A 16,250-nucleotide genomic window follows, 5' to 3' on the forward strand; every position below is an offset into this window, starting at 1 on the left:
CTCGCGCGCGAGAGTCCGGTACTGCTCCTGCATCGCACCAGCCTATGCGGCCCCACCGGCGGGCGGGCACCGGGCGCCCGCGGGGGTCACGCCGCTACGTCCTGCTGGCGCGGCTGCGGGCGGGCGAGGGCGACCGGCCGGTGTTCCTTGCGGCCGGCCAGCGCCCGGTCACCCATCGGGCCGCGGTCCGCCACCTGGTGCGCAACCGGGCCCGGCTGGCCCGCAAGCACGGCGCCGACGGCCAGTTCTGCCTGCTGCTGAAGGTGGTCAACTCCCAGGCGTACGGGCCCGATGTCGTCGAGCTCGTCGCGGACGTCACCAAGGCCGCGATCACGCCGGTCGAATCGAAGGGTCACCGGGCGGGGGCCTGAGGCGCGTGGGCAGCGGCACCGGGCACCGCTGACGCGTCGGCCGGACGCACCCCTCGCCGCACCCGCGCCAGCAGGAATGTCACCTATGTCTCTTTTGGCCTGATTTACTTCCGTCTGTCCGTTCGGCAGCTCTAGGCTGGTGATCCAGCGGCACCACCACCCACGGAGCCCGGATCGGCACGGAAGGACACCCCTTGACCGCCACCCCCGTGAACCACGACGGCCCGGCCATCGTCACGCTGGAGGGGGAGCAGGACGTCCTCACCGCACCGCGCGTCTCCGCGGCTCTCACCGCGGCGGCCGCCACCCGGGACCGCATCCTGGTCGACCTGCGCAACGTGACCTTCATGGACACCACCGGCCTCGACCCGCTGGTCACCACCGCCCGCAGGCTGCTGGCGACCGGCGGCAGCGTCACCCTCGTGATCACCGACCACCGGCTGCGCAGGCTTCTCGCCCAGACCCGCGTCGAGAACCTCTTCCGCCAGGTGAGCTCACCGGCCCAGGCCTGACGGCGGCACGGACGGCGCCCGGCGAGCGGCGCCGCGGCCCGGCCGGGGAGCCGCTCCCCCGCCCCCGCGTGAGGGGGGCCACCCCCTTCGCCGGAACGCCACTCGATGGTTTATCGTTCAATTGGAAGCGGGTGCCGTCACGCCGGTACCCACGGGCCGCAACCGTTCCCCCGCGGTTTGCCTGCCCGTCGGGCCTCCCCGCGAGGCCACCGCGACAGCACCCGCGCCCTGGACGCCCCGGCCGAATTCCCCCGTTCGGCCGGGGCTTTCCCTTTTCCTGACTCCCGGCTTCCGGTCCGCCGGTCTGCGGTCTTCCCGCCACCGTCACCTCAGGTGGGACGCCCCGTTGACGTCCAGGACCGTGCCGGAGGACCAGACCGCTTCGGGCGAGGCGAGATAGTGCACGGCGGCCGCCACGTCCTCGGGGGAGGCGACCCGTCCGAACGGACTCTGCTGCCGGACCCCGTCCGTGATGCGGTCCGCCACCCGCTCCGTCGCGACGAACCCGGGGGCGACCGACGCGACCGCGATGCCGTGCGGCGCGAGATGGACCGCCAGCGACTGGCCCATGGCGTGCAGGGCCGCCTTGGTCGCACCGTAGGCCGGATGATCCGGCTCGCCGCGATACGCACCGCGCGACCCGATGTGGATGATCCGGCCCTCGACCGCGCGCTCGATCATGTTCCGGGCAGCCCCGTAGCTCACATGGGCCGCGCCCAGCAGGTTGACGTCCACGATCTGCCGCCAGGCGAGGTGCCAGTCCTCGAAGGACGTCCGGTCCAAGGGGTGGGCCACATTCGTGGCGGCATTGTTGACCAGCACGTCGATCCCGCCCAGACGCGTCACAGCCGCCTCGACGACGGCCGCCGCACCCTCCGGAGTGCCCACATCGCCCTGGACGAGGACGTGTCCGCTCCCCTCCAGGGCGGCGATGGCCTCCTCCGCCGCCTCGCGGCGGGAGCCGTAGTGCAGCGCGACCCGGTCGCCGTGTGCGGCGAACCTCTCGGCGACGGCCCGTCCGATGCCGCGCGAGGCGCCGGTCACCAGCACCGCCCGGCTCACAGGCCGGCCTCCGGCCCAGCGTACGAAGCGTGTCGATTGCTCACGGATATGCCTGCCTCACGTCGCGTCGGATCGTCCGGTGCCGCCTCATGCGACGGGCGCACGCGCTGCGCGGTTCCGCCCGGAGGCGATCCCCATGATCGTAAGGAACCGTGGGAAGGCGGGGGCGACCGAGGTCCGGCGTCAGGAAACGGAGCTGCGGGAGGTCGGGGCCGGACCGCGTTCCGGCGGGTGCACCACCACCCGTCTCACCGCGTGGGCGTGCCACGGTCGCCGAACGGGCTTTGAATGCAGAGTGTCCGATGCGCTCATGCCGGACGCTCCCACGGGAGGCGCCCGCACGAGCACCACCAGACCGCGGCGGCCCGTCGAGCGCCGGTCCTCGTCGGGAGCGCCCATGCCGTTGCCGCACACTCCGAGCAGCCCCACACCGCCCGGCGGCGCGCGCTCCCCTGGCCGGCTGGGACGCCTCGGTGAGTGGTGTGCGCGGCACTGCGTGGTCGTCATCGCACTGTGGCTGGCCGCCCTGGTCGGGCTCCAGGTTCTCCAGCACGCCTACGGTGGCGGCTACTCCGACAACTTCACGCTCCCCGGCACCCAGTCGGAAAAGGGCCTGGACGTACTCCGGGCGCACGACCCCAAGGCCGGCGGCTACAACAGCCAGGTCGTGCTGCACGACAGCGCGCAGCCGCTCACCGCCTTCAGCAGCCAGATCTCGGGCGCCGTCACCTCCTTGGGCACGTTGCCGGACGTCCTGTCGGCGCAGAGCCCGCTGCCCCCGCCCGGCTCCAAGCCTCCGGCACTGCCGCCCGGCACGCCGAACGTCGGCCCGCTCTCCGCGGACGGCAAAACCGGCTACATCACGATCCGCTTCGACAAACAGCCCTCCACCCTGGGCTCCGGCTATCTCGACGGCGTCGACAAGGCCGTGCAGCCACTGCGCTCCGCCGGTGTCGACGTGGAGTACGGCGGAACGCTGGGCGAACTGGCCCGTCCGAAGGCCAACGACCGGATCAGCGAGCTGATCGGTTTCGCGGTGGCGATCCTGGTCCTGCTGATCGGCTTCGGCAGCGTCCTCGCCGCCGCGGTGCCCCTGGTGACCGCGCTGCTCAGCGTCGTCTGCGGGCTGGGGGCGCTGGGACTGGTGGCCGCCGCGTTCACCTTCGCCACCGTCTCGCCGACCCTGGCCACGATGATCGGCCTCGGCGTGGGCATCGACTACGCGCTGTTCCTGATCACCCGGCACCGGCAGCACCTCATCGACGGCGCCGATCCGGTCGGCGCCGCCGGACGTGCCGTCTCCACCAGCGGCCGGGCCGTCCTCGTCTCCGGCTGCACGGTCATCGTCGCGCTCGCCGGGCTTTCCGTCTCCGGTGTCAGCTTCATCTCCAAGCTGGGTGTGGCGGCGGCCGTCACCGTGGTCTCCGCGGTGCTCGGCGCACTCACCCTGGTGCCCGCGCTGCTCGGACTGATCGGCAGGCACATCGACCGCCTCCGGGTCCGCAAGCCCGTCGCGGAGACGGGGGCCGCGCCGGGCGCCCCCGAGAGCGGCACCTGGCACCGGTACGCGCAGCGGGTGGAGCGCCGCCCGTGGTGGTTCCTGGCGGGCGGGGTGGCCGTCGTGGCCGTCCTGGCCATTCCGGTCTTCTCCATCCAGCTGGGCCACATCGGCGACGGCGCCGATCCGAAGTCGTTCACCGACCGCCGCGCCTTCGACCTGATGTCGTCCGCGTTCGGCCCCGGCTCCAACGGGCCGCTGACACTGGTCATCGACCAGTCAGGGGTGCCGCAGGCGAACCGCGCGGCGCTGGCGACGCAGGCCGGGAAGGCGCTCACGAATGTGCCGGGGGCCGCCACCATCACCCCGCTCAAGGCCACCCCGGACGGCGACGCGCTCGTCGGGACCGCGTACTCCACGCAGGCACCGCAGGACGAGACGACCACGCACCTGACCAACCACCTGGTCGACGACGTACTTCCGCAGGCGGTGCGGGGCACCGCCGCGCACGGCTATGTGACCGGCACGACCGCGGCCCAGGTGGACTTCCTGGACATCGTCTCCAGCAGGCTCCCGCTGATCATCGCCGTGGTCGTCGCCCTCGCCTTCCTCATCATCCTGATCGTCTTCCGCGGTCTGCTGGTCGCCTTGAAGGCGGCGGTGCTCAACGTCCTGTCGATCGCCGCCTCCTACGGGGTGGTCGTGGCCGTCTTCCAGTGGGGCTGGGGCGGACCCGAGCTCGGGGTCTCCGGAACCGTGCCGATCGAGAGCTACGTGCCGATGATGATGTTCGCGATCGTCTTCGGGCTGAGCATGGACTACGAGATCTTCCTGCTGTCGCGGGTGCACGAGGCGTGGTTGCGTACCGCCGACGCGAAGGCGAGCGTGGCCCATGCCCTGGAGATCACCGCGCGGGTCATCACCTGCGCCGCGCTGATCATGGTGAGCGTCTTCGCTGCCTTCATCATCAGCGAGAACATCGTGGTGAAGATGCTGGGCCTGGGCCTGGCCGTGAGTGTGCTGATCGACGCCACCGTGGTCCGGCTGCTGATGGTCCCCGCGGTGATGACGCTGCTCGGCCGGGCGGCGTGGTGGACCCCCCGCCTGTTGGACCGGATCCTGCCGCACATCGACACCGAGGGCGAGGAGACCCAGGCACCGAAGGCCGGGAAGCGCACCGGCGAGGGATGAGCCGGGGGGGCCGCCCACACGGTCCACCCGATCGCACGGTGCGGTCCGAACGCCCTCTGTGCAGCCCGCAGAAGAACTCCGAGAGCCCCCCGGGCGGGGCGTCCCGACCAAGGGGCCCGCCCGGCTTCCGCCGAACTGCGCCTGCCCGTGCCGCGCCCGATCATCGACATATGGCTCCGACCGCCGAGGGTGGTTCTGTCCCCTACCCCGTGATCCGGCCGATGCTGGCCACCGTCGCGCCGCTGCCGGCCGGGAGCGAGGAGGCGGCCTGGGCGTTCGAGGCCAAATGGGACGGCGCCCGCTGCGTCGTCAACACCTCCGGTGACGGCACGGTGCGGCTGGTCACCCGGGCCGGCAACGACGCGACCTCGACCTATCCCGAGCTGGGGCCCCTCGGCGCACAATTGCGCGGGCGCCCCGCGGTACTCGACGGCGAGGTGGTGGTGCTGGACGCCCGGGGACGCCCCGACTTCGGGCTGCTGCAGCGCCGGATGGGCGTGGTGAACCCGCGCCGCACGGCCCGGCTGGCGATGGAGCACCCCGTGCATCTGGTGCTGTTCGACATCATGTACCTGGGCGGGTCGCTGCTCGGCACGCCGTACCACGAGCGCCGCGCTCTGCTCTCCGGGCTGGGCCTTCGCGGCAAGAACTGGTCGGTGCCCGCCCACGTCGTGGGACACGGGCAGGAGGCATGGGAGGCGTCGCTGCGGGGCGGCATCGAGGGCGTGGTGGCGAAGCGGCTGACGTCCCTCTACACGCCGGGGGTCCGCTCACCCGAGTGGCGCAAGACCAAGCATGTGATGACGCTCGATGTGGTCATCGGCGGCTGGGTGGCCGGCCACGGCGCCCTCGGCGGGCTGCCGGGCGCGGTGCTGGCCGGCGTCGAGGAGCCGACCGGGCTGCGCTACGTGGGGTCCGTCGGATCGGGGATGTCCGACCGGGAACGCCGGGACCTCGCGGACTATCTGGGTGTCCTCGCGCGCCCCCGCTCCCCCTTCGCCGACCCCGTGGACCTGCCCGACGCGCACTGGGTCGAGCCCCGGCTGGTCGCCGAGATCACCCTGTCGGGCTGGACATCGGCCGGCCGGCTGCGGCACCCGGTCTGGCACCGGCTGCGCCCCGATCTGACCCGTCTCGGCTGAGGCGGGCGAAGGCACGGGCCGAGCCGTGCGCGTAGGTGCCGGCGCGCACGCGCAGCCGCGAGGCAGGGACGGCTGCCCCTCGGCTGCCTGGGCTCACGGGCGGCAGAACGCCGCAGAGGTGAGCGACCCGCCGTCGTTCTCGTCGTCGGTGCCGAGAATCCCCTCGCGGGAGCGGGGCAGGCAGAGCAACGCCTCGATCTTGTGCCCGGGGAAGGTGGCGAGCCGGTGCGGCGCGGCGGACAGTGACAGGCGGACGTCCCCGTCACGGCCGATCAGGACCCGGCCGGCGTCGTAGAGCGCGGAGTCGTACGGTCCGTCGTCGCCCGGGTCGGAGGCCGAGGAGACGGTCAGCGCGCCGGAGCCGGAGATCTTCACATCGGAAATATGCCGCACGTCCTTGGTGGGGTAGGGCACCCGGAATTCCTTGGAATCCCGCTTCCCGAATGTGTGGGTACGCGGATTCCATTCGGCCGCCGTGAGTTTGCCGGGGCGGTCATCCTGGCCGCGATCCGCCCAGACCGCGGCAATGGTGCCCTGTGCGGCGATCAGGGCGAATCCCTCGTAATTGTCGTCGGCGGCGACGCCGGGCAGTCGGGTGGCGCGCACCACGCGCACCGTGTCCCCTTCCCTGCCGTCCCCTTGGATTTCCCGTTGGATGTGATATGCCGTACCGCTGCTGGAAACGGCGACATAGGAACCGTCGCGGCCCGGCACGGCGTCGATCGCCTCCAGGTCCACCGGCTGCTCGCCGCGCCAGGTCACCTCGCGCACCCGCGGCTTCGCGTCGGGGCTGTACCGCACGGCCACCAGGCGGTTCTCGCCGGGCTTCTTGTTGTCGCGCACGGCGAGCGTGTCGACGGCGGCGCCGTGCCGCCCGGCTGCCGCCAGGCCACTGATTCCCGCGGTGATGCCGTCACCCACGCGCTGCCATTTCGCGTCCTGCGGGACAGTCTTCGACCTGTCCGGACTTTCGGCTGACGGAATTCCGGATGCCGGAATTCCGGAGGGCCCGGGGTTGGCGGTTGCCGTAACGCTCACGGCCGGTATGAGGAGCGCGGCGCCGGCGAGGGCCGCACCGAATACTTTCTTGATCATCGGTCGATTGTAGGGCCGCCCGCGAGGTTACCGGCCGGTGACGATTATTGCCTTCGTAAAGAATCGCGTCCTGCGTCCACGAGCCCCGGAAATGCCGCGACGATATCCCGCGCTCCGGACAAATCCCCGCCCCCGCCGAGCCGTACCCCGCCGTCGGCCCGGTGGCATACCCCCGCGTGTCCAGGAAGGCTCACAGACAGGGAACAGCTCAGAAGGACACGTCCAGCAGCACGCGTCGAGCATCCGCGCACGGGAAAGGAGCGGGCGATGGGCCGGCCCACCGACAGCGACACCAGGACGGACGGCAACACGGAGTACGGCCGCAAACCGTTCAAGCGGTCCAAGAGCCACTTCGCGGACCGCGTCACCGCTGACGGCCGCGACGGCTGGCCGGTCGAGGCGGGGCGCTACCGACTGGCGGTCAGCCGCGCCTGCCCCTGGGCGAGCCGCGCGGTCATCTCCCGGCGGCTGCTCGGCCTGGAGGACGCGCTCACCCTCGCCATCGCCGATCCGGTCCAGGACGACCGCAGCTGGCGCTTCACCCTGGACCCGGACGGCCGGGACCCGGTCCTGGGCATCCGCTTCCTGAGCGAGGCGTACGACGCGCGCGAGAAGGACTATCCGAACGGGGTCAGCGTGCCGGCCCTCGTGGACGTCCCCAGCGGGCAACTCGTCACCAACGACTACCACCGGATGACCCTGGACTTCGCGACCGAGTGGACGGCCCTGCACCGGCCGGGGGCGCCCGACCTGTATCCGGAGCCGCTGCGCGCGGAGATCGACGAGGTCATGGCCGCGGTCTACCGGGACCTCAACAACGGGGTGTACCGCGCCGGGTTCGCCACCGGGCAGAGCGAGTACGAGGAAGCCTGCCGGGAGGTGTTCACGCGGCTTGAGCTGCTGTCCGACCGGCTGGCTCAGCGCCGGTACCTGGTGGGCGACACCATCACCGAGGCCGATATCCGGCTGTTCACCACGCTGGTCCGCTTCGACGCGGTCTACCACGGCCACTTCAAGTGCAACCGCTTCAAGCTGGCCGAGGACCCGGTGCTGTGGGCGTACGCCAAGGATCTCTACCAGACGCCGGGTTTCGGCGACACCGTCGACTTCCACCACATCAAGCAGCACTACTACCGGGTGCACACCGGCATCAATCCGAACGGCATCGTCCCGCTCGGGCCGGACATGTACGGCTGGCTGACCCCGCACTACCGCGAGGAGTTGGGCGGCAGGCCCTTCGGTGACGGCACTCCCCCGGGGCCGGTGCCGGCGGGCGAGGAGGTCCCGCCGTCCGGACGCCCCTGACCTGGTTCACGGCCCCGCGTCCGCGCGCGGAACGCCGCGGGAGGAGCGGCCCGGCGCGCGGAGGATTATCCGGCACGTCCGGGCCGTGAGATCCTGAGAACGGTGCGGCCGGTCCTTCCCGCGAGCGCGCCGAGCGCCCCGAGCTCCGGTCGACCGCGACTGCGCGAGGAGTGAGCTCGATGAGGATGGTTCTCAAAGCGCGGATACCGACCGACGCGGGCAATGAAGCGATCAAGGGCGGCAAGCTCCAGAAGGTCTTGGAGTCGGCCTTGGCCGAACTCAAGCCCGAGGCGGCCTACTTCACCCTCGACGACGGTGACCGCGCCGCGTTCTTCTACTTCGACATGCAGGAGGCGTGGCAGATGCCGGTCCTGCTCGAATCGTTCTTCATGGAGCTGAACGCGAAGATCTCCCTCCAGCCGGTGATGAACGTCGAGGACCTGCGCTCGGGTCTCCGGGACCTGATGAGCGGCAGCTGACCCGCCCCTGCTCCACCCCGCCGCAGCACACGCCACTCACCGCCGCCGGACATCGACAGCCCTTTCCCGCTGACCACTTCGAGCGTCGGCACGGCGCCTCGGCAGGCCCGCGCCCGGCCCCGTACGAAAGTCGGTGCCCCGGCGGCAGAGTTCTGTCGCCGGGGCACCGGCAGCTTTCGCCTGCTTGATCTCCCGCGTTCGACGCGTCAGCTCGGCCAGGTGCCCGTCACCCGGCGCACGCCCACGGCGCCCCCGCGGCCCACGGCGGCCTTCACCGCGGCGAAGATCGCGCCCTGCAGCGCGGCCGCCGCCAGCACCTCGCGCCAGCGGCGGTCCTCGTCGGTGGCGTCCGGAGCGTCGTCCTCACCGGCCACGAGCTTCCACAGCTGCTTGAAGATGGCGCCCGCCACCACACCGCCGAGCACCCCGAACAGCAAGGAGAGCGGCTTGTACAGCAGCTTCACCATGGGTCAGCACCTCTTCCCGCCGCGGTGCCCCCGCAGCCACAGGAACGCCACAAGCACCGCCGCACCTGCCGCGAGGACCGCCCCGGACCTGCGGGGCCCCGTTCGCTCGGCGGCGACCCGCACCTGCTCCGGAGTCTTCTCCTGGACGGTGTGGGAGACGTGCGCGGTCTTCTCCTGGACCACATGCGCGGCCTGGGACGCCTTCTGCTGGACCCGGTCCCGTACCTCGGCCGCCTTGTGCTTGGCATGGCCCGCCACATCCGCCTTGGCGGCCAGCTCCTCGACGGTGTCGCCGAGGTGCTCCCGGGTGCGTTGCACCTGCTCGCGCAGCTCCTCCGGGCTCTGCGCGTCGGGACCGCCCGAGTCAGGAGTGCTCGTCATCGTCGTGCCCTTCCCTTGATCTCCTCGACATCGGCTTTCACACTGCTCATCGCCTGCTTCGGGGTCGGCGGAACCGCTCGGCCGACCTCCTTCTTGCCTGCCAGCGCGAGTACGCCCGCCACGACGAGCAGAGCCCCGGCAACGATCAGAGCGGCACCCCAGACCGGCACCACCAGCGCGAGCCCGGCGATGGCGGCAGCTGCCAGCGCCTGGAGCGCCACGAAGCCGACCACCCCCGCGCCGCCGAGCATGCCGCCGCCGATCCCGGCGCGCTTGCCTTTCTGCGTCAGTTCCGCCTGCGCCAGCCGCATTTCCTGGCGGACGAGGGTGGAGAGCTGCTCGGAGGCTTGTTGGACCAACTCACCCACTGAGTGCGCACCTGTGCCGTTCGGGTGGTGGTGAGTGGAGTGGCTCACTGTTCTCACCTCTCTACCGTTCCTGGGAAACACCCGAGTACCCGTTATCGGGCCGGTAACCCCGCGCGCCCGACAGGGATCGTCGCCCGCCCGATGCCCGCCGCAGGCCCTCGGCACGAGGGTCTCCCGCCGTGTCCGCACCGGCCAGCGCACCCGGCCGTTGCGGGGTGCCCGGGGCGGCGTTCCCACCGGTCCCGACGGCCCTGCGACCGTCCGGGTGGCTACGGCCGAACGGGTGGAAGCGCACGCCACGGCCACTCCGGGTCGACACTTGTCAACTCTGCCGGGGAGAGTTATATACGTGGTGTCGCCATGTGCATCGTGCATCCGCGAGGGAGTGACCGATGGTGCTCACGCGAGCCGAGCCCTTCCGCGAACTCGACCGGCTGACGCCGCAGGTGCCCGCCACGGAGCAGCCGGCCGGAAGCTGATCACCCAGCGGCCGACCGGGGGCCTCGACCGCCGGCTCTTCCTCGGCGAGGTCCTGGATCCGAGCGCAACCGCCCCCGATCGGCCGGCCCGGCCACGGCGCCCGCCGCCTGCCACAGGCCGTCACGCCCCCTCGCACCGTGCAGTGTCCGCAAGACCAAGGGGAGCCCCGAGATGGTGATGAAGTGGGAAGCGTTCCTGTCGGCCGTCCAGGAACGCGGCGAATACCCCTCACAGCAGGAGGCGGAGCGGGTCACCCGCGTGGTACTCGCGCTCCTGGGAGCGCATGTGGTGGGTTCCGAGAGGTCCGAGCTGGCCGCCCGGCTTCCGGAGACCTGCACCCTGATACTGCTCGACCCGCTGCCGGCGGCCGAGCCGCTCGACGCACAGCGGTTCGTGCGGGCGACGGCGGCATGGGTCGACGGAGCCACCGAGGAGACGGCGAAGTGGGATGTCGGCGCGGTGCTGAGCGTCGTGGCCGACGCGGCGGACGAGGAGCTGATGGGCCGCATTCTGCTCCAGCTCCCACCGGGCTACGACCTGCTCTTCGGCAGGCCGGAACCGGCCTGACCGCATCCGCGCCCGCCGCCGCGTGACGACGGCGGCCCGCGCAGGGCCTCCGGGTGTGCGTCAGCGGACCCGCCCGGAGGCCAGCAGCGCCGCGTGCGGCAGCACCAGACGGCCGTCGGTCCCGGTGAACTCACGACTCAGCTCGACGAAGTGGCCTCTGATCCGCTCGATCACCTCAGGGCGCTGAGCGGTCACGATCCGGCCGATCGTCGCCACACCAGCGGCCGGCCCGCGCCACCACTCCTCCGCCGTGGCGTGGTGGTCCCAGCGCAGCGGAAGGCAGCGCACGTCCGTGAGGCCGGCGGCGCGCAGCAGTCCGGCGAAGCCGTCGGCGGTGCGCGGGAAGTCGTCCTCGGCGGCCAGGGCCGGCAGGTGCGGCGGGCGGGTCACGCCGGCCGCTTGCAGGGCGCGGCCGAGCAGCGCCTGCCCCGGTGCGCCGGGGGCCGCCCAGATGGTCAGCGCGATACGGCCGCCCGGCCGCGTCACCCGCCGCAGTTCGCCGAGGGCCGCCAGGGGGCGCCCGACGTGGTTGAGGACGAAGTTGCCCACCGAGGCCCCGAACGCGCCGTCGCGGAAAGGCAGCTGGGGCAGGGCGGCGATCAGGGCCGCCGCATCCGGGAGGGTACGCGCGACGCCGGCCGCCATACCGGGCTCTGCGTCCACCGCGGTCACCCGCGCACCGCGGGCACCGGCCGCCTTCGCGGCGGCCCCGGTGCCCGTCCCGACGTCCAGCAGGCGGATCCCGGCGCCGACCTTTGCGGCATCCAGCAGCCGCGGCACCGGGTGGGCGCAGAGCCCGCCGAACCCGGCCGCGTACGCCTCGGCGGTGCCCGCCCAGATGCGGCGCTCACTCTCGTCGAACGGCGTCTGCGGCACCGCTCCCCCTTCCGGCCTCTTCCGGTCCCTTGCACCGGGAAGGATGAGCGGGCAGGCGGCCCGGTTCCGTCGGAGCCCCCCACGGAGCGTGACGTCAACTCGGCGCGTCATGACCTCACTCGCGAGCCGACCGCGCCGACTCCCCCTCACCGCAACGACGTTACCCACCCGTAACCTACCGACGGGTTACCTCGGGTAAGAGGCGGACTTTACTCTCCATTCACATCGAGTTGACGGATGCCCCTCCTGTCTCCGGACAGCGTCCGGCGATTCGCATCGAGATCTGGAGCAGAAGATGACGCCCTCCCGCACGACTCTGCGCGCCGCCGTCGGCACCGTCTCCGCGGCAGTGCTCGCCACCACGGTGCTCACCACGGCACCCGCGACCGCCGACGCGGCGGCGGTGACGTCGGCACCCGCCTCCGCCGCGGCGGCCGCCACCTCGTCCGTGAAGTTCGTCGACATCACGGGTGACGGCGGCACCGCCCTCAAGGCCAATGTCTTCACGCCGGCCGGTGCGGACGGCACCCGGCGCTACCCGGTCATCGTGCTGCCCACCAGCTGGGCGATGCCGCAGGTGGAATACATGGCGCAGGCCAAGAAGCTGGCGGACGCCGGCTATGTGGTCGTCGGATACAACTCACGCGGGTTCTGGCAGTCCGGTGGAAAGATCGAGACGGCCGGGCCGCAGGACATCGCCGATGCCTCGAAGGTCATCGACTGGGCGCTGGCCAACACCCCGGCCGACCCGCAGAAGGTCGGCATGGGCGGGGTCTCCTACGGCGCCGGGATCAGCCTGCTGGCCGCCGCGTTCGACAAGCGCATCAAGGTGGTCGCGGCACTCAGCGGCTGGGCCGACCTGATCGGCTCCATCTACAGCGGCCGTACCCAGCACCTCCAGGCCACCGCGATGCTCGGCGGGGCGGGTGCGCTCACCGGGCGCCCCAGCGAGGAACTCCAGACCGTCCTCAAGGACTTCCTGGCCTCCAACCTCGACAAGGAAGAGGACATGATCGCGTGGGGGAAGAAGCGCTCCCCCGCCACCTACCTCGACCGCATCAACGACAACGGCGCCGCCATCATGCTGGGCAACGCCTGGGGCGACTCGCTCTTCCCGCCCAACCAGTACGCCGACTTCTTCGAGAAGCTCAAGGGTCCCAAGCGGCTGGAGTTCCGTCCGGGGGACCACGCCACCGCGGAGGGACTCGGTCTGCTGGGGCTGCCCAACGACACCTGGACCAACACCAAGCGCTGGTTCGACCACTACCTCAAGGGCGCGGACAACGGCATCGACCGGGAGTCGCCGGTGCTGCTCAAGTCCCGCTCGACCGGGGCGTACGAGGGCTACCCGAGCTGGAAGGAGGTGCCGTCCGCGCAGCGGAGGATCGAGCTGAACGACACCAAGCGGATCAGCGCCAACCTCGACTCCGGTGCCAACGGCGGGCTGATCTTCCTGTCCAGCATGCTGGATCAGTTCCTCAAGCTGCCGCCGATGGCCTCGATCCCGCTGCTGCCCCGCTCGCTTGCCGCGGTCTGGCAGTCCGAGCGCTACGAGAGCGGGCAGCGGGTGCGCGGGACCACGAGGTTGCACACCACCGTGACCAGCACCGCGGAGAGCGGCACCGGCATCGCCTACCTCTACGACGTCGGCCCGCTCGGCGTCGGCAAGCTGGTCACGCACGCGCCGTTCACCTTCCACGGCAAGACCCCGAACCAGCCCTTCGGCGTCGACCTGGAGCTGTTCTCCACCGCGTACGACGTGCCGGCCGGACACCGCCTCGCGGTCGTCGTGGACACCGTCGACCCGCTCTACATCGAGCACAACCCGAGCGGCGCCCGGCTGTCGTTCTCCTCCCCGGCGGGCGACCCGTCGTATGTGACGGTGCCGGTTCGCGACTGACGCGCGCCGCACCTGCCCTCCGACGAGTGCCGGCCCCGTCCTCTGCGGGCGGGGCCGGCACTCGCGCGTTCCGTGACGTGCGACGCCTCAGCCGGCGGGCCGCTTGTGGCCGCCCGGCAGCAGCGAGCCCGGCTCCGGAGCGCCGACGTCCGTGGCCTCCACCTTCGGGTTGCGCTTCTGTCGCCTGGAGACCCAGTTGGCGAGCCAGGAGAGCAGCATGCACATGCCGATGTAGATCGGCGAGATGACCATGACGACCGGGATGAACGGCAGGTCGTAGTCGAGATTGGAGGCGATGAGCTTGCCGGCGTGCAGGAACTCCTCGTAGGTGATCAGGAATCCGAGCGAGGTGTCCTTCAGGGCCACCACCAGCTGGCTGATGATCGTCGGCAGCATCGCCCGCACCGCCTGCGGCACCAGGACGTGCGTCATGACCTGGGTCTTGCGCATGCCCAGCGCGTAGGACGCCTCCCGCTGGCCACGGTCGACTGAGTTGACGCCGGTACGGAAGACCTCGGCGAGCACCGAGCCGTTGTAGAGGGTCAGCCCGGCGACCAGGGCGGGCAGCGGCTCGACCTTCAGCGCCACATAGATGAAGAAGATCATGACCAGTACCGGCATCGCGCGGAAGAACTCCACCAGCAGGGTGCACACCCAGCGCAGGACCCGGTATTCGGAGAGCCGGCCGGCCGCGAGCACCGCGCCGAGGGCCAGCGACAGCACCGCGGCGAGGCCGAACGCCTTGAGCGTATTGCCCAGGCCCTTGAGCAGCAGATCCTGAATCCCCTGGTAGGTGAAGGGAGTCCACTTCTCGGCGACGAACTGGCCGGTGTCGAAGAGCAGGTAGATGATCCAGCCGATGAGGGCGAGGATCACCACGGTCGACGCGAGACCGTAGAACAGATGCCGCCGCTTGGTCCTCGGCCCCGGGACGTCGTAGAGGGCTGTGGTCATCGGGCGACTCCGAAGCGCTTCTCCAGCACGTTGAACAGCGCGCTGATGGTCAGGGTCACGATCAGATAGCCGACGGCGATCCAGATGAAGGTCCAGACGATGCTGTAACCCAGCTCGTTGAGCGGCTTGTAGACGCCGAGCAGCTCGACGACGCTGAACGATCCGGCGATCGCCGAGTTCTTCGCCAGCGCGATGAGGGTGGAGCCGATGGGCGGGATGACCGACCGGAACGCCTGCGGGAGCACCACGTCCCCGAGGGTCTGCGGAAAGGTCATGCCCAGGCTGCGGGCCGCCTCGCCCTGCCCGACCGGCACGGTGTTGATGCCGGAGCGCACCGCCTCGCAGATGAAGGCCGAGGTGTAGCAGCCCAGCGCGAGGATGGCGAACAATTTGAAGGGCAGCACCAGCCCGAAGCGCGGCAGACCGAGCACGACCGCGAAGAACAGCAGCGTCAGCGGCGTGTTGCGCAGCACCGTCACCCACGCCGTGCCGAAGACCCGCAGAGAGCCGACGGGCGCGACACGGAAGGCCGCCATGAGGAAGCCGAGGACGAGCGCGAGCAGGGAGGCGAAGACGGTGAGTTCGACGGTGCCCAGCAGGCCCTCCCCGTAGAGGGACCAATTGTCGAAGAGAACGTTCATCGGTTTAGGTCCTTGCTCCTCAGCTCGCCGGATAGCGGTCGACCGGGGGCGGCTTCGGTGCGGGAACTCCCGACAGACCCAGAGTCGCGTCGTACGCCTTCCTCCAGTCGCCGTTCTTCTCGGACGCGACGATCGCGTCGTCAAGGGCGAACCGCAGCGCGTTGTCGCCACGCGGGACCCCGATGCCGTAGGGCTCCTCCGAGAACGGCTTGCCGACCACCTTCAGCTCGTCGGGCACCTTGGCGGCGTAGCCCAGCAGGATGGCGTCGTCGGTGGTGACCGCGTCGACCTGGAAGGTCAGCAGGTTGTCCACACACACCGAGTAGGTGTCGTAGGCGATCAGATCGGCCCGGGGGTAGTCGGACTGGATGCGCTGGTACGGGGTCGAGCCGGCCGCCGAGCAGACCCGCTTGCCGGCCAGGTCCCGCGGCCCCTTGATGTCGTTCTCGTCCGTACGGACCAGCAGCGACTGGCCGGCCATGTAGTAAGGGCCGGCGAAGCCCACCAGCTTCTTGCGCATGTCGTTGATGGTGTACGTGCCGACGTAGAAGTCGATCTGACCGTTCTGCAGGGCCGTTTCGCGGTTGGCTGAGGCGATCGTCTTGAACTCGATCGTCTTCGGGGGGAAGCCGAGGGCAGCGGACATCATCTTGGCGATCTCGATGTCGAAGCCGGTGTAGAGGCCGGAGGCAGGGTCCTTCTCCCCCATGTACGGCTGGTCCTCCTTGGCGCCGATGACGAGGTGGCCCCGGCGCTTGGCCTTCTCCCAGGTCGGGGAATCGGGCAGCTGGAAGTTCTTCGCCACCTTGTACTGGGGCAGCTCGCTGCCCTCGGGGCCCTTGACCGGCGGGCTGCCTTCCTTGCCGCAGCCGCCGGTGGCCAGCGCGAGCGCGGTGAGCGCCACCGCGGCCAGGGCGCGGCGCAGGCGCGGGCGCAGGGAATGGATGTGCATCGCAGCGCC

Annotated in this window: 16 protein-coding genes and 1 pseudogene; 8 read left to right on the forward strand and 9 right to left on the reverse strand. The window is 71.0% G+C overall.

The genetic code is table 11. The annotated features are described in order from the left end of the window. Nucleotides 1-83 precede the first annotated feature (83 nt). Together ACGFZW_RS35680 and ACGFZW_RS35685 are read left to right on the forward strand one after the other, a co-directional pair. Nucleotides 84-371, forward strand: a pseudogene (locus tag ACGFZW_RS35680) (hypothetical protein); the annotation flags it as partial. 194 nt (nucleotides 372-565) lie between these two features. Beyond that, a complete protein-coding gene (locus ACGFZW_RS35685) occupies nucleotides 566-883 on the forward strand; it encodes an STAS domain-containing protein (protein ID WP_393897482.1) in 318 nt (105 codons plus the stop codon). A 324-nt stretch (nucleotides 884-1,207) separates the two neighbouring features. Here the strand turns inward: ACGFZW_RS35685 and ACGFZW_RS35690 are convergent, their stop codons facing one another. Beyond that, nucleotides 1,208-1,945 (reverse strand): SDR family NAD(P)-dependent oxidoreductase, encoded by a 738-nt coding sequence (locus tag ACGFZW_RS35690; RefSeq protein WP_393897483.1) that lies wholly within the window; start codon nucleotides 1,943-1,945, stop codon nucleotides 1,208-1,210. A gap of 397 nt (nucleotides 1,946-2,342) precedes the next feature. Between ACGFZW_RS35690 and ACGFZW_RS35695 the strand changes: the two genes are divergently transcribed. Continuing rightward, on the forward strand, nucleotides 2,343-4,634 hold the full coding sequence (locus tag ACGFZW_RS35695; RefSeq protein WP_393897484.1) for an MMPL family transporter: 2,292 nt from the start codon (nucleotides 2,343-2,345) through the stop codon (nucleotides 4,632-4,634). A 170-nt stretch (nucleotides 4,635-4,804) separates the two neighbouring features. Next, nucleotides 4,805-5,776 (forward strand): non-homologous end-joining DNA ligase, encoded by a 972-nt coding sequence (gene ligD / locus ACGFZW_RS35700; protein WP_393897485.1) that lies wholly within the window; start codon nucleotides 4,805-4,807, stop codon nucleotides 5,774-5,776. Between the two features lie 93 nt (nucleotides 5,777-5,869). Here the strand turns inward: ligD and ACGFZW_RS35705 are convergent, their stop codons facing one another. Continuing rightward, nucleotides 5,870-6,871, reverse strand: a complete 1,002-nt coding sequence (locus ACGFZW_RS35705) for a hypothetical protein (RefSeq protein WP_393897486.1) — start codon at nucleotides 6,869-6,871, stop codon at nucleotides 5,870-5,872. 267 nt (nucleotides 6,872-7,138) lie between these two features. On the opposite strand from ACGFZW_RS35705, the gene ACGFZW_RS35710 reads away from it, so the two are divergent. Continuing rightward, the gene (locus ACGFZW_RS35710) at nucleotides 7,139-8,176 is read left to right on the forward strand and encodes a glutathione S-transferase family protein (RefSeq protein WP_393897487.1); all 1,038 of its coding nucleotides are present in this window, start codon (nucleotides 7,139-7,141) and stop codon (nucleotides 8,174-8,176) included. Between the two features lie 179 nt (nucleotides 8,177-8,355). After that, nucleotides 8,356-8,655 carry a hypothetical protein gene (locus ACGFZW_RS35715; RefSeq protein ID WP_393897488.1) on the forward strand — a complete coding sequence of 100 codons (300 nt, stop codon included), beginning with the start codon at nucleotides 8,356-8,358 and terminating at the stop codon, nucleotides 8,653-8,655. Between the two features lie 206 nt (nucleotides 8,656-8,861). Here ACGFZW_RS35715 and ACGFZW_RS35720 read toward each other — a convergent pair whose 3' ends face one another. The 3 genes from ACGFZW_RS35720 to ACGFZW_RS35730 are packed head-to-tail and all read right to left on the reverse strand — an operon-like array spanning nucleotide 8,862 to nucleotide 9,919. Further along, on the reverse strand, nucleotides 8,862-9,122 hold the full coding sequence (locus ACGFZW_RS35720; protein ID WP_393897489.1) for a DUF4235 domain-containing protein: 261 nt from the start codon (nucleotides 9,120-9,122) through the stop codon (nucleotides 8,862-8,864). A gap of 3 nt (nucleotides 9,123-9,125) precedes the next feature. After that, on the reverse strand, nucleotides 9,126-9,503 hold the full coding sequence (locus ACGFZW_RS35725) for a DUF3618 domain-containing protein (protein ID WP_393897490.1): 378 nt from the start codon (nucleotides 9,501-9,503) through the stop codon (nucleotides 9,126-9,128). Further along, entirely contained in the window at nucleotides 9,500-9,919 is a 420-nt protein-coding gene (locus tag ACGFZW_RS35730) for a phage holin family protein (RefSeq protein ID WP_393897491.1), read from the reverse strand. The genes ACGFZW_RS35725 and ACGFZW_RS35730 overlap by 4 nt, the downstream gene beginning before the upstream one ends. A 603-nt stretch (nucleotides 9,920-10,522) precedes the next feature. On the opposite strand from ACGFZW_RS35730, the gene ACGFZW_RS35735 reads away from it, so the two are divergent. Then, on the forward strand, nucleotides 10,523-10,918 hold the full coding sequence (locus tag ACGFZW_RS35735; RefSeq protein WP_393897492.1) for a DUF2267 domain-containing protein: 396 nt from the start codon (nucleotides 10,523-10,525) through the stop codon (nucleotides 10,916-10,918). Nucleotides 10,919-10,978: 60 nt separating this feature from the next. On the opposite strand, the gene ACGFZW_RS35740 is transcribed toward ACGFZW_RS35735, so the two are convergent. Further along, on the reverse strand, nucleotides 10,979-11,794 hold the full coding sequence (locus ACGFZW_RS35740; protein ID WP_393897493.1) for a class I SAM-dependent methyltransferase: 816 nt from the start codon (nucleotides 11,792-11,794) through the stop codon (nucleotides 10,979-10,981). Nucleotides 11,795-12,089: 295 nt separating this feature from the next. Between ACGFZW_RS35740 and ACGFZW_RS35745 the strand changes: the two genes are divergently transcribed. Further along, a complete protein-coding gene (locus ACGFZW_RS35745) occupies nucleotides 12,090-13,694 on the forward strand; it encodes an alpha/beta fold hydrolase (RefSeq protein WP_393897494.1) in 1,605 nt (534 codons plus the stop codon). An 87-nt stretch (nucleotides 13,695-13,781) separates the two neighbouring features. Here ACGFZW_RS35745 and ACGFZW_RS35750 read toward each other — a convergent pair whose 3' ends face one another. Genes ACGFZW_RS35750 through ACGFZW_RS35760 form a run of 3 tightly spaced genes read right to left on the reverse strand, consistent with a single transcriptional unit; the run spans nucleotide 13,782 to nucleotide 16,241 of the window. Then, nucleotides 13,782-14,648 carry an amino acid ABC transporter permease gene (locus ACGFZW_RS35750; protein ID WP_393897495.1) on the reverse strand — a complete coding sequence of 289 codons (867 nt, stop codon included), beginning with the start codon at nucleotides 14,646-14,648 and terminating at the stop codon, nucleotides 13,782-13,784. Next, nucleotides 14,645-15,289, reverse strand: a complete 645-nt coding sequence (locus ACGFZW_RS35755) for an amino acid ABC transporter permease (protein WP_393897496.1) — start codon at nucleotides 15,287-15,289, stop codon at nucleotides 14,645-14,647. The genes ACGFZW_RS35750 and ACGFZW_RS35755 overlap by 4 nt, the downstream gene beginning before the upstream one ends. A gap of 19 nt (nucleotides 15,290-15,308) precedes the next feature. Beyond that, on the reverse strand, nucleotides 15,309-16,241 hold the full coding sequence (locus ACGFZW_RS35760) for a glutamate ABC transporter substrate-binding protein (RefSeq protein WP_393897497.1): 933 nt from the start codon (nucleotides 16,239-16,241) through the stop codon (nucleotides 15,309-15,311). Nucleotides 16,242-16,250: the final 9 nt, after the last annotated feature.

The organism is Streptomyces sp. NPDC048248 (assembly GCF_043201875.1).
Classification (GTDB): Bacteria; Actinomycetota; Actinomycetes; order Streptomycetales; family Streptomycetaceae; genus Streptomyces.